Raw genomic sequence first — 15,912 nt, forward strand, 5'->3', positions numbered from 1 at the left:
GAAAAAACATGATGAAAAGTATAATAGCAGGAATATTAGGAGTACTTGGAATACTGTGCTTTCTGTATGGAATTATGATACAGGCAACCCGGTCCGGAACAAAATTTTTCCTTGTCTGGTTTGGGATGGCGCTCGTTTTTCTTATGATGGGAATCGGAATTTACTGTGGAATATGGGACAAGATTCCAATGGTTGTACGTGGGGGGATATTGCTTATTTTTGCACTGGGGATGACATCATTTATTATTGTAGAAGGATGTATTATCAGTAGCTTAGCGACAGAAGAAAAAGAAAACCTGGATTATATTATTGTACTTGGTGCACAGGTAAAAGAAAGCGGTCCAAGTATTGTGCTCAAATATCGTTTGGACAAGGCTTTGGAATATATGAATGAAAATCCGAAGACGATTTGTATTGTATCCGGCGGACAAGGATATAACGAGCCGTACTCAGAAGCAGAAGGTATGGCAAAGTATCTGATCGAGCAGGGCATGTCATCAGATAGGATTATCAGGGAAGATAAGTCGAAAACTACAGAGCAAAACATTGCCAACAGCATGAAATATATTAAAAAGAAGGCAACAATCGGACTTGTGACAAATAATTTTCATGTATATCGGGCATTACAGATTGCAAAAAATCAAAAAATAGAAAATATATATGGAATAGCGGCAGATTCGTCAGCATTTTACATGCCAAACAATATGTTTCGGGAATATCTGGCAGAGATGAAATACCAGGTCAGAAAAGTATTACACTTGAATCATCGGGGAGAAAATTAGATGGTAAATATTATTGAGATTACAGAGTTTGAAGCACCGGAGTTAGATATTTATGCAAGAAAGACAGAGGCACAGCTTTTGAATCGTGATAAACCAGAAGAAGGAATTTTTATTGCAGAAAGTCCAAAGGTAATTGAACGGGCACTGGACGCAGGGTATGTTCCGATTTCTGCGTTGGTTGAGAAAAAACAGATTGCAGGGGAAGCGAAATGTATCATAGAAAGACTGAGTGAAGAACAGTTGAATGAAATTCTGATTTATACAGCAGAATCTGAAGTGTTAACGCAGCTTACAGGATTTCAGCTTACAAGAGGAATGTTGTGCGCAATGCATCGCAGAGATTTGCCGAAAGTAGAAGACATCTGTAAGAATGCACGACGGATTGCTATTTTAGAAAATGTGATGAACCCGACGAATGTCGGTGCAATCTTCCGTTCTGCGGCGGCGATGAATATTGATGCAATCTTGCTTACGTCCGGATGCAGTAATCCACTTTACAGGAGGGCAATTCGTGTTAGTATGGGGACAACTTTTCAAATTCCATGGACATTTGTGAATAACTCTTGTTCCTGGCCGGAAGAAGGAATTGATATTCTCCACAAGATGGGATTCAAGACAGCCGCCCTTGCACTTAGTGATAATTCTGTCCGAATCGATGATGAGAAACTGATGCAGGAAGAAAAGCTGGCAATCATACTTGGAACGGAAGGCGACGGTCTGGCAACCGAGACCATTGCCGATTGTGATTATACCGTGAAGATTCCGATGACGCATGGAGTCGATTCGTTGAATGTGGCAGCGGCGAGTGCGGTAGCGTTTTGGCAGTTGGCGGTAGCCATTTAGGGACGGGGAGCCATTTAGGGACGGAGTTAGTGGCTTTTTTGCACAGACAAAAAGCCACTAACTCCGTCACTATTGGCCTTCCAAAGCAAGAAAAAACTATGCAATCCAGCAAAATAGAGATATACTTTGTATATCATTATTTTGTCTGGAGGAAAAACAAATGGAGAAACAAGTTATTGAGAAGTTAATCGACACTGCAATCGAGCAACTAAAATTTTCTTATGCGCCGTATTCCAATTTTAAAGTTGGGGCAGCATTGCTGGCAAAAAAAGGAACGGTGTATACTGGATGCAACATTGAAAACGCAGCATTCACACCAACGAACTGTGCGGAACGCACCGCATTTTTCAAGGCAGTCAGTGAGGGGGTGCACGAATTTGATGCAATCTGTATTGTTGGTGGAAAGGAAGGAATTCTGACAGAATATGCAGCTCCCTGCGGAGTATGCAGACAAGTCATGATGGAATTCTGTAATCCGGATACATTTCAGGTGATACTTGCATTGGACAAAGAACATTATGATGTTTATACCTTGCGTGAGTTGATGCCACAAGGATTTGGTTCGGGAAATCTGGCGTAGAAGACTAATGGGGACGGGGTTTTAGACCAATGGGGACGGAGTTTTCTGTCTTTTTTCTACGAAAAAAGCCAGAAAACTCCGTCCCCATTGGTCCATTAGTCTAGAATTGACAGCAAAGCTGTATGGGAGATATACTCTGTATAACATTTATTTTATCTGTCAGGAAAGAAAAGAGGAAGTGACGCATGACTTTACAACAATTAACATATCTTGTGACAGTCGCTGAATGTGGAAATATCACAGAAGCAGCAGAACAATTATTTATTTCACAGCCGAGTTTAAGCAATGCTATTCATAATCTGGAAAAGGAAATGGGTGTGACAGCATTTGTACGCTCCAATAAGGGTGTGGTTGTGACACGCGAAGGGGAAGAATTATTATCCTATGCCCGCATGCTTTTGGAACAGGCAGACATCATGAAAGAACATTTTGGAAATGAAGAAAAAAGAGTGCCGAAATTTTCTGTATCCTGCCAGCACTATTCATTTGCGGTAAATGCATTTGTAGATGTGATTAATCAGTATAATGTTGAAAAATACAGCTTTATCTTGCGGGAGACTCAGACGGGTGAGATTATAGACGATGTTGCACAAGGAAAAAGCGAACTGGGGATTCTGTATTTATCAGAACATAATGAAGATGTGCTTTTAAAACTTTTAAAGAAAAATGAATTGATCTTTGAAGAATTATTCGTTGCCAATCCGCATGTTTTCATAAGTAAAGAGCATCCGTTGGCAAAAAAGGAGAGCTTAACAATAGAAGATTTGAGGCCATATCCATATCTTGTTTTTGAACAAGGTGAGCGCAATTCATTTTATTTTTCGGAAGAGTTTTTAAGTGTTTTAGATTTTCCGAAGAATATTCAAGTGCGAGACAGGGCAACACTGTTTAATCTTGCTATCGGATTGAATGGATTTACGGTAAGTTCCGGTGTGCTTGATCAAAAATTAAATGGAGAAAATATCATTGCCAGACCGCTTGAGATGAATTGCAAGATGCGAATTGGGATGGTGAGACGAAAAAATATGTTATTGAGTCGTTATGCGAAGGCATATATCGAGGCGATTAAACCATTGGGGACGGAGTTTTCTGGCTTTTTTTCGTAGAAAAAAGCCAGAAAACTCCGTCCCCTTTTGACCTTCTGCTGCGACGCCCCCTTTTGACCTTCTGCTGCGAAAATTAATAAAATTTTAAGACAAGGATACTCAGGAGAAAATTGAAAATTAGAAGAAAAAGGAGTATAATTATTATGCTATAGTTTCTTCATAATATAAGAAAGAAACCATAAGGACGAAGCAAGAAACTGTAGGAAAGGAGTCAAATTTGAAGTTTAGAAATATAAAAGTAGCAAAAATCATAGGAACTAAAACACTTGCAGGACTTTTGTCAGTAGGTTTGGCTATGAGTGCCCCAATAGCTGCATTTGCAGAGGATGGCAATGTAGCAGTAACACAGACAGCAGCGGGAATGCAGGCAAAAGCGGTGGATGGATCTGAGAATCTTGTTAATGTATCGGACAGTGTTCTTCAGATGGTTCAGAATGGAGAAGTTTATCTGGATGAGGCAAGCCAGTATCTGCTTGATGCAGCAACAGGACAGAAGGTTAATCCAGAGACTGGTGAGCGTGTAGCAGAGACGACAGTGACTCCGGAAAATCCGGCAACACCGGAGAATCCAGGAACACCAGAGAACCCAGAAACACCGGAGAACCCAAGTACACCGGAAAATCCAGGAACACCGGAGAACCCAAGTACACCGGAAAATCCAGGAACACCGGAGAATCCAGGAACACCGGAGAATCCAGGAACACCGGAGAATCCAGCAACACCAGAGAATCCGGATAGTGCGAATAAGACGGAAGATTCCAAGGACGACCAAACAGCAGAGACAGATAAGAAAGAGGAACAACCGGCAGCAGCTCCGACTGAAACGAAGGAAGAAGAGAATCCGGGTACAGAGACAACCTCTGCAGGAAGCAACCAAGCTTTGATTGCTAGTCAGAAGATTGTGAAGCTGCCACAGGTAGTGGAAGATTTCCGTTTCTGGACAGTTGCAAGAAAGTATGCATTTGCAAAGACAGATTTGTATGTTCGAGAGTCTATTCCAAGTTCAGAAAAAGATATCAAAGCAAGTGAAGTATCAAAGGAAGAGAAAGCAGCAGATTTAAAAAATGTAGCGAAGCGTTCAAAGATATTAAGCAAAACAGCAGAAAAAAAAGCAACAGCAAAGACAGAAAAGACATTTGACAAACAGGTTGCACAGCAGCAGTTGACAGAAGGTGTCCGAGCTGTAGGACAGATTACACAGGATGGTCTGTTGTATGTTCTCAAAGAGGAAGAGAATGGATGGCTGTATGTAGAGTCTGGTAATGTTCGTGGTTTTGTCAGAGCATCGGAAGTATATACAGGAGATGCAGCACAGAAATTGTTATCTGTTTATCAGAAACAAGCGAAGAAAAAAGCAGAGGCACAGAAGACAGAATATAAAGGAATTGAGGGAACTGCAAAGACAGCGACTGCTTTAGTTGACCCTTCCGAAAATCAGGCATTTACATATTTGAGAGCTACAGTGAATCAGACAGTAGTAAAGAAAGAATATGCATTGGTAAATGTAGACAAGCTAAATATCCGCGAGGAGAAGAGTGAGGATTCCCTGCTCGTTGGAACGCTGACACAAGGAAACCTCTGCTATATTCTTGCAGACCAGGATTCGGAGTGGACATATATCGAATCTGGTGATGTGCGAGGATTTGTAAAGCGTGAATATCTGAGCACAGGTGATGAAGTTACAAAACAGGTAAATGAAACCGGAGAAGAGAAATTTACAACAGCAAAAGAGGAGCTGAAACCGGAAGAAAATGATGCATTATATTATACGCTCACATCGACAAAAGCAGGAACTCCGAGTGGAGAAATCAGACAGTCCATGTTGGAATTTGCTTCACAGTTTGTCGGTAATCCATACGTATGGGGAGGCACAAGCCTGACAGATGGAGCGGACTGCTCAGGATTTGTACAGCAGATTTATAAACAGTATGGTTATGATCTTCCACGAGTAGCAGCAGACCAGGCACAGTATGGTACAAAGATTGCAGTAGAAGATGCACAGCCGGGCGACTTGATTTTCTATGCGAAAGACGGAGACATTCACCATGTTGTAATGTATGCGGGAAATGGAAAGACAATTGAAGCTGCAAATGAAAATGACGGTATCATTTATGGAAATGTAGATACAACAGAGGCAGTGTGGGCAACACGAATCTTAAATGATCAGTATTCGGTAGCAGGTGCCGGAATCGGCGAAGTCAATGCAACAGAGGATATGTATGGACAGTGTCTTGGTAATTTCAAGATCACATATTATTGTGCATGTGAGATTTGTTGTGACGTAGAGACAGGAATTACAGCCACAGGAACTCCGGTTGTAGAAGGTCAGACAATTGCAGTAGATCCAAATGTAATTCCGTATGGAACAAAAGTTATCATCGGTGGACATGTATTCACAGCAGAAGACTGCGGTGGAGCCATCAAAGAAAACCGTATTGATGTTTATGTGAATAACCATGCAGATGCATTGGCACTTGGAGTGACAAATGCTGATGTATATCTCGTGAAATAGACCAATGGGAGAGCCAACGGGGACGAGAGCCAACGGGGACGGGGATTAGTGGCTTTTTTGCTTGAGCAAAAAAGCCACTAATCCCCGTCCCCGTTGGCCTCCTCCCCATTGGCCTACTCACAGCAATTCCGAATTCTGTAGTGTCGGATTGAATGCATCGGAGATAGTGCGGATTGGCCGCACATCTAACACATAATCCGACGGCATTTGTCTGGGCGACATACCTGTGATATCTTTAAAAACACGATTGAAGTGCCGGATTGTATCGAAACCGCATTTGGCAGCAATTTCAGTAATCGCAAGATGTTCGGTATTATTTTTCAATAACTCTATGGCATGTTCCAGACGGACGGCGTTGAGATATTGTGAAAATGTCATCCCGGATACTTTGCGGAAAAATTTTGAAAAATATGGTTCTGATAATTTCATAAAATCTGCGGCGTCAGAAAATGTGATGTAATCATATTTGGTTTCAATCTCGGAAAGAAGATTTTTATAATTGTCAATGGAAGAATGTTTCTCAGGCTGAATCTGAGCAGCAAGTTCTTCTTTGCGGAATATTTCAATCATAAGATCTGTAATCAATGAGCGGAGCTTTAAATCGTAGAACATTTTCTGCGATTTTAATTCTATCTGCATTTTTTCGAAATATTCTTTAATTGGATAGGAGTGTTCTAATTTTGCTCCTGCAAGACGGTGTTCTTTTAAGATTCCACTTAAGAGAGAGGAATCAAAAAGTATGATTGCGACAATACTGTCGGGAGAACTTTTGATGTAGTGGATATCTCCGCCTTGAAGAAAAATTGCATCTCCTGTGGCAAGGGGATATTTTTCATGATTGTCAGAGACAATAATCTCACCGGATTCTACATAGATCAGTTCACTTTCAAGATGCCAGTGCGGCAGATTCTGCAGGTTGCGATAGCGGCCTGTCCAGACACGCTCTTTTCCGTTATAGTTTCGTTTTTCAAAATTAGCAAGCATGGAAACCATCCTTTCTATACAAATTTATTTCCGCTGAGAAAAAATTCACTTCTATAAATGGCAAGCTAATTACAAATTTTTTCCACGTGCGTTCAATTTGAATTTCAAAGAAAAGCATTTTCTTATATTTTACAAAATAGAGTAATAAATGTCCATAATTAGATAAGATTTTTCTTTCTATTTCGCATCTGAAAAGCTATACTAAAATTAGAGTTAAAGAAGCAGACTAATGAATTGCAAGAAAAGTGTTAGTTTGCAAAAAATGAGCGAAAAATAAGATTTGAAAAGGAGAGAACAAATTATGTTAGGATGTAAAGATTACAAATTTTGGTTTTGTACAGGATCACAGGATTTATATGGAGATGAATGTCTGTCACATGTAGCAGAGCATTCACAGATTATCGTAAATGCGTTAAATGAATCAGGATTACTTCCGTATGAAGTTGTATGGAAACCAACACTGATTACAAATGAAGTGATCAGAAAGACATTTAATGAAGCAAATACAGATGAAAACTGTGCAGGTGTTATCGTATGGTGTCATACATTTTCACCGGCAAAATCATGGATTCTTGGATTGAAAGAGCTGAGAAAACCATTGCTTCATTTCCATACACAGTTTAATCGCGAGATTCCATACGATACAATCGATATGGATTTCATGAATGAAAATCAGGCAGCACACGGAGACCGTGAGTTCGGACATATTTTCACACGTCTGAACAAGAGCCGCAAGGTTGTGATGGGATATTGGCAGGATAAAGAAACACAGGAAAGAATCGGTTCTTGGATGCGTACAGCAGTCGGCGTGATTGAAAGCAGCCATATCCGTGTTATGCGTATTGCCGACAATATGAGAAATGTTGCCGTAACAGAGGGCGATAAAGTAGAAGCACAGATTAAGTTCGGATGGGAAGTTGATGCTTATCCGGTAAATGAGATCGCAGCTGTTGTACAGGATGTAAAACCAGGTGATGTAGAAGCACTTGTAGAAGAATATTACAGCAAATATCAGATTCTTCTGGAAGGAAGAGATGAAGCAGAATTCCGTAAACATGTAGCAGTTCAGGCACAGATTGAGCTTGGATTTGAAAAATTCTTAGAAGAACAGAACTATCAGGCAATCGTAACACATTTCGGTGATCTTGGTTCATTACAACAGCTGCCGGGACTTGCTATCCAGAGATTGATGGAAAAAGGATACGGATTCGGTGGAGAAGGCGACTGGAAAACAGCAGCTATGGTCCGTGTTATGAAGATTATGACACAGGGAATGAAAGATGCAAAAGGAACTTCATTTATGGAAGATTACACATACAATCTCGTTCCTGGAAAAGAAGGAATCCTTCAGGCACATATGCTTGAGGTTTGCCCGACAATTGCAGATGGTCCGATCAGCATCAAGTGTCAGCCATTGTCTATGGGAAATCGTGAAGATCCAACTCGTCTTGTATTTACAGCAAAAGAAGGACCGGCAATCGCAACATCACTGATTGACCTTGGAGACAGATTCCGTCTGATTATTAACAACGTAGATTGTAAGAAGACAGAAAAACCAATGCCAAAACTTCCGGTAGCAACAGCATTCTGGACACCACAGCCAGATCTTCGTACAGGAGCAGAAGCATGGATCCTTGCAGGCGGTGCTCATCATACAGCATTTACATACGACTTAACAGCAGAACAGATGGGTGACTGGGCAGCAGAAATGGGAATCGAAGCTGTATACATTGATAAAGATACAAACATTCGCCAGTTCAAAAATGAATTGATGTGGAATGAGGTAGTATTTAGCAAATAAATAAAATGAGCCGACCAATGGGGACGGGGTTTAGTGGCTTTTTTCGCAAAGCGAAAAAGCCACTAAACCCCGTCCCCATTGGCTCTTGCTATGCTATAATGAACAAGAAGGAGGGAAGAAATGGAGCATATTATCATTGGTACAGCCGGGCATATAGATCATGGCAAGACTGCGTTGATTCGTGCACTGACCGGAAGAGATACGGATACGAATAAGGAAGAAAAGGAGCGTGGTATCACGATCAATCTTGGATTTACATGGTTTGATCTGCCAAATGGTGACCGCGCCGGAATCGTAGACGTACCTGGGCATGAAAAATTCCTTCCGAATATGTTATCGGGAGTTTATGGTATGGATCTGGTCTTGCTGGTTATTGCCCTAGATGAAGGAATCAAACCACAGACGATTGAGCATATGGAAATCTTGTCACAGCTACATATAGAAAATGGCATCCTTGTTTTTACAAAATCGGATTTGGTGGATGAGGAATGGAAAGAGCTGATGATTGAAGAAATCAGGGAAGAAATCAAAATGCTGGGAGATGACAGATTCGCAGCGTGGCCGGAAGTGTGTGTATCCTCCAAGACAGGAGAAGGCATTGAAAACCTGAAGACAATAATTGTCGAAAATGTATTGCATACCCATCATTTACGAGATACATCAGGAGCATTTCGTATGCCGATTGACAGAATATTGTCCCTGTCCGGACGAGGAACGGTGATTGCCGGAACCATTTTAGAAGGCGAGGTGCAACCGGACGATAAAATCATGCTATATCCGAAGAAAACAGAAACACGTATCAGAAGCATACAGGTTCACGGGCAAAATGTAGAGAAAGCAACGGCAGGACAACGCGCAGCCCTTCTGTTACCGGGAATCAAAAAAGAAGAACTCAAACGAGGAAATGTAGCGGCAGCCATTCATTCTCTGAATCCGTCAGAAAGGCTGGATGTGAAAATTACAATGTCAGCTCATACCGGAAGAATACTAAAACATCAGAGCAGATTACATTTGCACATCGGGGCAGGACAAGTTCTGTGCCGTGTCATTTTATTTGGGAAAAATGAATTGACTCCGGGGGAAAGCGGATACGCTCAACTTGTACTGGAAGAAAAAATCGCAGTGAAAAAACGAGATTCATTTGTACTTCGATTCTATTCTCCGCTAGAAACAATTGGTGGAGGAATCGTTCTTGATGCAGCAGCAAAAAAACATAAAAGAACAAATCCGGCGGTAGTTGAAGAATTAAAACAAAAAGAAGAAAACAAAGAAAGCAATATTTTGCTCAAATGGCTACGAAGCCAGAAGAAAAAACCGGTTACAATAGAGCAAATAAAGCCGTTGGTTGAAATAAATGAAGAAGAAATAAGCAATATGCTGTATAGATATATGAAAAAGCAACAAATCGTGTCATTTATTTATAAGAAATGCACATACTATTGGTCGCAAGAATCTGAAAATAATATGTGGGAGCAAATGAAAGAATGGCTTCAAAAATACCATCAGAGACATCCATACAGATATGGAGCCACAAAAAAAGAGCTGCAGAAAGAATTATTTTCAGGATGGGAGAACAAAACGTTCGAAGCTTATTTATCTTATTTAGAATCCTTCGGGCAATCCCAGACAGACCTTACATCAGAATCAGACAAACAAACAGATTCAAGGATTAAAAGAAACGAAGACATCATTTGTCTGTGCAATTTTGAAATACAACACGATAAAAAATTTCAACAAATCGAGGCTCATATATTAAAAACTCTGGAGGAAGCAGGATATCAATTACTTCTATATAAAGAGCTGCGCCCACCGAAAGTCGATGAAGAATGTTTCGAAGACATTTTCAAAGTATTAAAAAAAGAAGGAAAGCTGATTGAAATAGCAGATTCTTATTACGTTACAGCAGTAAAGCTGCAAGCTGTAATCGAAAAGGTGGAACAACATTTCAGAGAAAACAAAATACTCACCTATTCAGAAATGCGTGATAACTTGGAAATATCAAGAAAAACCGCTAAAATATGGATAGAATATTTAGATAAAATCAAGATTACAATGCGTTGTGGAAATGAGACAGAACGCGTAGCATTTGGCTTAAAAGAATAAAACCATTAATATAAGGAAGTGAAGTGCAAAGAAAATGAAGAAAGAGCAGACATATACACACGTATCACACGATTTCGAACCGGTTTTTGATGAAAACTCAAAAGTACTGATATTAGGGACATTTCCGTCGGTCAAATCGAGAGAAAACCAGTTCTATTACGGGCATCCGCAGAACCGTTTCTGGAAAGTAATCGCAGGACTGACAGAAAGCAAAGTGCCACAGACCATTGAAGAAAAGAAAAAATTATTGCTGGAGCACGGCATCGCGATATGGGATGTCATTGAGAGCTGTGACATTATTGGTTCAAGTGACAGCAGTATAAAAAATGTTGTTCCGGCTGACATTGAAAGAGTGGTCGCAAATTCTAAAATCCAAAACATTTATGCAAATGGCGGGACGGCAAAGAAACTGTATGAAAAATACAGCCAGAAAAAAATAGGACGGGAGATTATTGGTCTGCCTTCTACAAGTCCTGCAAATGCAGCGTATTCACTGGAAAGGTTATTAGAATGTTGGCAGGAAGTGAAAAAGGTATTATAATAGTGAAAAAATAAATCACAAGACAAGGAGGCAGCATCATGAAATTAGGATTTATTGGAACAGGAAATATGGCAGGTGCCATTATGGGTGGCGTGATCAAGAGCGGGTTATTTAAACCGGAAGAGATTATAGGAGCGGATCTGTTGGAAGCAGGGCGTGAAAAAGTTAAAACATTGTATGGTATTCATGTGACAGCAGACAACAAAGAGGCTGTAGAGAAGGCAGAGACAATCATCTTGTCCGTAAAACCTCAATTTTATGAGTCTGTGATCGCAGAGATTAAAGATCTTATAAAACCGGAGCAGATTGTCATTACGATTGCACCGGGAAAAACTCTTGAATGGCTGGCAAAACAGTTTGGTAAGGATGTAAAACTTGTCCGTACAATGCCAAATACACCGGCTATGGTAGGCGAAGGAATGACAGCTGCCTGCCGAAACGAATTTGTCACAGATGAAGAGCTCGAAGGCGCGAAAAAGATTTTATCCGCATTTGGTAAAGTAGAGGTGGTCAGTGAACATTTGATGGATGTAGTTGTGTCCGTAAGCGGAAGCTCACCGGCATATGTATTTATGTTTATCGAAGCGATGGCTGACGCAGCAGTTGCAGACGGCATGCCGAGAGCACAGGCATATCAATTTGCGGCACAGGCAGTGCTTGGAAGTGCAAAGATGGTGCTTGAGACAGGAAAACATCCGGGAGAATTAAAAGACATGGTATGCTCACCGGGCGGAACAACAATCGAGGCTGTACGCGTACTGGAAGAAAAAGGATTACGCTCTGCTGTGATTGAAGCAATGAAGGCTTGTACAGATATTGCAAAAAAAATGTAAAAAGTGCTTGCATTATTAAAAAACATATGATAAGATACTATTCGTGTCAGAGATGACGCGGGTGTAGTTCAATGGTAGAACACCAGCCTTCCAAGCTGGATACGTGGGTTCGATTCCCATCACCCGCTTCAACTTCATATGATACGCGGGTGTAGTTCAATGGTAGAACACCAGCCTTCCAAGCTGGATACGTGGGTTCGATTCCCATCACCCGCTTTTTTATTGCAATTTTATAAATGTGTGTTCAGAACCTTTAGGGGTTCTTTTTTTGTATAATTTCCACTTTTGTTAAAGGGAAAGTTGTGCTATACTTGAGAACAAGAATTTATGACTAAGAGTGGGGGAATATGTCGATACTCAGAGTCATGCAAAAAAGATTAACGATATGAGAGGAAGCACAAGATGAATTTTTTAGAAGAAAGAATTTTAAAAGATGGAATTGTAAAAGAAGGAAATGTACTCAAAGTTGACAGCTTTTTGAATCATCAGATGGACATCGAACTGTTCGATCAGATGGGGGCAGAATTTAAGAAACGTTTTGAGGGAAAACCGATCAATAAAATTCTTACAATCGAGGCATCAGGAATCGGTATCGCCTGTGTTGTAGCCCAGCATTTCCATGTGCCGGTTGTATTTGCGAAGAAATCAAAAAGCATCAATTTAGAAGGCGAGATGTATGTTGCGCAGGTAGAATCATTTACACACAAATGTCAGAATAATGTGATCGTAGCACAGAAGTTCTTAAATCCGGAAGACCATGTGCTGATTATCGATGATTTCCTGGCTAACGGATGTGCATTGCAGGGATTGATCCAGATCGTACAGTCTGCAGGAGCAACAGTAGAAGGAATCGGAATCGCAATTGAGAAAGGCTTCCAGTCAGGTGGAAGAATCATCCGTAATCTTGGATTCCAGTTGGAGTCTCTGGCAATTGTAGAGAGCATGGATGCAGAGACTGGAAACGTTGTATTCCGTGAGCAGTAATATACATAGCATTGCAACAGCTTTAAGAAGAACAGTCTGTTTTATAGTCTGTTTGATATTATTTGCTGCGCTATTTCCGATTCCTGCAAAAGCAGCAGAACAATCAGAAAAAGAAGCAATCCGGGTAGGATGGTATGAGTGTGCTTATCAGATTACAAGAGCGAATGGGGAACGAAGCGGATATGCTTATGAATATGAACAGACTGTTTCGACGTATACAGGTTGGAATTACGAGTATGTAACCGGTGATTGGACAGAATTGATGGATATGTTGCAGAGAGGTGACATAGATATAATGGCAAATGTGTCCTACACAGATGAACGTGCGGAAACGATTCTTTTCTCAGATCGTCCTATGGGAGAGGAAAAGTATTATTTATATGTCGATATTACAAATGCAGATATATCTCTGACAAATTTGTCGAACTTGAATGGGAAACGCATTGCTTTGATAGAAAACAGCGTGCAGACGGACCAGTTTTGCGAGTGGGAAAAAGATCACAATATAACGACAGAGCATGTATTGGTTGATAATATTGAAGAGACAAAAGAGTTGTTTGACAATGATGAAATCGATGGAATTATATCTACAGAAAATTCCATCTGGGTCGAACGAGGATTATCGCCAGTTGTTATAACAGGCAGTTCAGACATTTATTTCGGAATCAGTAAGGCGCGTCCCGATTTGAAAGAAGCACTGGATGCTGCCATGCGTTCCATGGAATATGACAAACCATTTTACAATGACGAGCTTTACAAACAATATATTGCAACAGAAACAGTTGTATTTCTTACGGAAAAAGAAAAAGAGTGGCTGAAAGAACATGGAGAGATTCGACTTGGATTTTTGAAGGATGATACCGGATTTAGTACATACGACAGAGAGAATGGCGAATTGCTAGGGGTGATCAATGATTACGTTCAGGATGCAAGCAATTGTTTTGGTGGAGATAAGATAAAATTTCGTTTGATAGGATTTGACCTGGAAGAAAATCAGATAGAGGCATTGCAGGAAGGCAAGATAGATATGATTTTTCATGCAGGTCAGAATCCGTATATGGCCGAGCAAAATGGAATATCGCTGTCTGACACCGTATTATCAACACCATTGGCGGTACTTACTAAGCAGAGCCATTTTGATGAAAATGCAGAAAATCGTGTCGCAATTTCAAAAGAAGATCTTCAGTATAAATGGTATATTTCTTATAACTATCCGGATTGGAAGATTGTAGAATGTAATTCTGCAGAGGATGCTGAAAGTAAAGTGAGAAATGGAGAAGCAGACTGTTTTCCAATCAGAACAGGAGTGTTGGTGCAGTATGTAGATGACAAGAATATTCATGGAGTATTTTTGACAAGAGCTATGAACTCATCATTTGCAGTAAGCAAAGGAAATATAACGCTGTTATCTATTTTGAATAAGACATTAAAAACAATGGAGACTTCGAAGCTGAGCAGTGCTGAATCAGCATATGAAGATTCTTTGCGGAAGGTTACAGCAAAAGAATTTATAAAGGATAATTTCCTGATATTCAGCCTTGTCATTTTAACAGTATTTATAGTAGTGCTGGTGATTATTCTGGGACTGTTGAGAAAAGCGAGGATCGCAGAAGAAAAAGCGAAGAATGCACAGCAGCAGGCAGAGCAGGCAAACAGTGCGAAATCAACATTTCTATATAATATGTCACACGATATTCGTACCCCGATGAATGCACTGCTTGGATATAATCATTTGATGAAGAAACAGCTGACAGATCCTAAATTACTGGATTATCAGCAAAAGATTGAGCGGGCCGGAAAACTGCTTCTGGACATTATCAATAATGTACTCGACCTTGCAAGAATAGAGAGCGGGAAGATGTACTTAAATGAGTCCTACGCCCAGGTTGACCAACTGCTCGAAGAAGTAGTAAGCGTATTTGAGCCACAGACAAAGGAGAAGAAGATCAATCTCAAATCTGAGGTTTGTGTTCAACATTCACACGTTATGTGTGATATTACAAAAATAAAACAGATTTTTGTGAATCTTATCAGCAATGCAGTCAAATATACACCATCCGGTGGGACCATCGAGATAAAACTTCAAGAGATTCCGTGTGAAAGGGAAGGTTTTGCAGCGTTTCGGACAGAAATCCGTGATAACGGTATCGGAATGAGTAAAGACTTTCTTCCAACTTTGTTTGATTCCTTTTCACGAGAACGCAATACGACTACAAGCAAAGTAGCCGGAACCGGTCTTGGCATGGCAATCGTCAAAGATTTTGTCGATTTAATGGACGGTACGATTGAAGTGCAGAGCGAATTAGCGAAAGGAACAACATTTATCGTTCATCTTATGCACAGAAAAGCAGACGAGCAATATTACCGACAAACAGATGAAGGATTAAAATCCGACGAAAAGGAAACCGTATTACAGGGCAAACATATTCTGATGGCAGAAGATAATGAGCTAAATGCTGAAATTGCAAGCACGATTCTTGAAGAAATGGGACTGCAGATTGACTGGGTCAATGACGGAGTCCAGTGTGTCTGCAAGGTGAAACAGATGCCGGCAGGAACCTATGATTTGATTCTAATGGATATTCAGATGCCTAATATGGATGGATATAAAGCAACCGAGATTATCCGGAAGATGTCAGATAAAGAAAAGGCAGAGATTCCAATCATAGCTATGACAGCGAATGCCTTTGAAGAAGATAGAAGAAAAGCAATTTCTATCGGTATGAATGAGCATATCACAAAGCCGATAGATGCAGAAAAAATGAAAAAAATAATAACCGAAGTGTTGAAGTGAACCAATGGGGACGGGGTTAGTGGCTTTTTTTGCTTTGCGAAAAAAGCCA

12 protein-coding genes and 2 tRNA genes are annotated in these 15,912 nt (G+C 40.5%); 13 read left to right on the forward strand and 1 reads right to left on the reverse strand.

Annotated features, from left to right (window positions below):
- Nucleotides 1-8 precede the first annotated feature (8 nt).
- From LQE94_RS06020 to LQE94_RS06040, 5 genes are all read left to right on the forward strand, one after another.
- Nucleotides 9-782 (forward strand): YdcF family protein, encoded by a 774-nt coding sequence (locus LQE94_RS06020; protein ID WP_240577238.1) that lies wholly within the window; start codon nt 9-11, stop codon nt 780-782.
- On the forward strand, nt 783-1,625 hold the full coding sequence (locus LQE94_RS06025; protein WP_240577239.1) for a TrmH family RNA methyltransferase: 843 nt from the start codon (nt 783-785) through the stop codon (nt 1,623-1,625).
- Between the two features lie 160 nt (nt 1,626-1,785).
- Nucleotides 1,786-2,205, forward strand: coding sequence for a cytidine deaminase (locus LQE94_RS06030; protein ID WP_240577240.1), 420 nt, complete (start codon nt 1,786-1,788; stop codon nt 2,203-2,205).
- A gap of 185 nt (nt 2,206-2,390) precedes the next feature.
- Nucleotides 2,391-3,311: a LysR family transcriptional regulator gene (locus tag LQE94_RS06035; RefSeq protein WP_240577241.1), complete on the forward strand. Its 921-nt coding sequence runs from the start codon at nt 2,391-2,393 to the stop codon at nt 3,309-3,311.
- 217 nt (nt 3,312-3,528) lie between these two features.
- Entirely contained in the window at nt 3,529-5,823 is a 2,295-nt protein-coding gene (locus tag LQE94_RS06040) for an NlpC/P60 family protein (RefSeq protein WP_330638893.1), read from the forward strand.
- A 117-nt stretch (nt 5,824-5,940) separates the two neighbouring features.
- Here the strand turns inward: LQE94_RS06040 and LQE94_RS06045 are convergent, their stop codons facing one another.
- Entirely contained in the window at nt 5,941-6,807 is an 867-nt protein-coding gene (locus LQE94_RS06045) for a helix-turn-helix transcriptional regulator (protein WP_117990091.1), read from the reverse strand.
- Between the two features lie 301 nt (nt 6,808-7,108).
- Between LQE94_RS06045 and araA the strand changes: the two genes are divergently transcribed.
- The 8 genes from araA (at nt 7,109) to LQE94_RS06085 (ending at nt 15,863) form a co-directional block, all read left to right on the forward strand.
- Nucleotides 7,109-8,608: an L-arabinose isomerase gene (gene araA / locus LQE94_RS06050; RefSeq protein ID WP_240577242.1), complete on the forward strand. Its 1,500-nt coding sequence runs from the start codon at nt 7,109-7,111 to the stop codon at nt 8,606-8,608.
- A gap of 120 nt (nt 8,609-8,728) precedes the next feature.
- Nucleotides 8,729-10,711 (forward strand): selenocysteine-specific translation elongation factor, encoded by a 1,983-nt coding sequence (selB, locus tag LQE94_RS06055; protein ID WP_240577243.1) that lies wholly within the window; start codon nt 8,729-8,731, stop codon nt 10,709-10,711.
- Between the two features lie 34 nt (nt 10,712-10,745).
- A complete protein-coding gene (locus LQE94_RS06060) occupies nt 10,746-11,252 on the forward strand; it encodes a DNA-deoxyinosine glycosylase (protein WP_240577244.1) in 507 nt (168 codons plus the stop codon).
- A 38-nt stretch (nt 11,253-11,290) separates the two neighbouring features.
- Nucleotides 11,291-12,085, forward strand: coding sequence for a pyrroline-5-carboxylate reductase (gene proC, locus LQE94_RS06065; protein WP_022074875.1), 795 nt, complete (start codon nt 11,291-11,293; stop codon nt 12,083-12,085).
- Nucleotides 12,086-12,142: 57 nt separating this feature from the next.
- A tRNA-Gly gene (locus LQE94_RS06070) sits at nt 12,143-12,213 on the forward strand.
- Between the two features lie 17 nt (nt 12,214-12,230).
- A tRNA-Gly gene (locus tag LQE94_RS06075) sits at nt 12,231-12,301 on the forward strand.
- Between the two features lie 186 nt (nt 12,302-12,487).
- Nucleotides 12,488-13,069 carry a xanthine phosphoribosyltransferase gene (locus LQE94_RS06080; protein ID WP_022074874.1) on the forward strand — a complete coding sequence of 194 codons (582 nt, stop codon included), beginning with the start codon at nt 12,488-12,490 and terminating at the stop codon, nt 13,067-13,069.
- Entirely contained in the window at nt 13,032-15,863 is a 2,832-nt protein-coding gene (locus LQE94_RS06085; protein WP_240577245.1) for an ATP-binding protein, read from the forward strand. Before LQE94_RS06080 ends, LQE94_RS06085 begins: the two co-directional genes overlap by 38 nt.
- Nucleotides 15,864-15,912 lie beyond the last annotated feature (49 nt).

It is taken from the genome of Mediterraneibacter sp. NSJ-151 (genome assembly GCF_022487435.1).
In the GTDB taxonomy this organism is placed as follows: Bacteria; Bacillota; Clostridia; order Lachnospirales; family Lachnospiraceae; genus Schaedlerella; species Schaedlerella hominis.